This window comes from Rhizobium sp. UBA1881 (genome assembly GCF_002338015.1).
GTDB lineage: Bacteria > Pseudomonadota > Alphaproteobacteria > Rhizobiales > Rhizobiaceae > Rhizobium.
In genome coordinates this window covers 15,550-15,784 of the sequence record NZ_DDHH01000019.1, presented here as the reverse complement: position 1 = coordinate 15,784, position 235 = coordinate 15,550, and the positions used below count along the sequence as shown (strand labels likewise).

Below are 235 nucleotides of genomic sequence, written 5' to 3'. Positions count from 1 at the left end.
GAGGCGCTGTCGGTGGCGCGCAGCTTGGCGACGAGATCGTGGTCGCGCAGCACGCGGGCGATGCGCGACAGAGCCTTCAGGTGATCGGCGCCGGCGCCCTCGGGCGCCAGAAGCAGGAAGACGAGATCGACCGGCTGATCGTCCAGCGCTTCGAAATCGACCGGCTGGTCGAGACGCGCGAAGATGCCGACGATGGAATTGACGCTTGCCAGCTTGCCGTGCGGAATGGCGATGC

At 67.2% G+C, this 235-nt stretch carries 1 protein-coding gene; it reads right to left on the bottom strand.

Annotation, left to right across the window (positions count from 1 at the left end):
- On the bottom strand, nt 1–235 hold a 235-nt coding region (locus tag B3605_RS01880), incomplete at both ends, for a PTS sugar transporter subunit IIA (protein WP_296431888.1).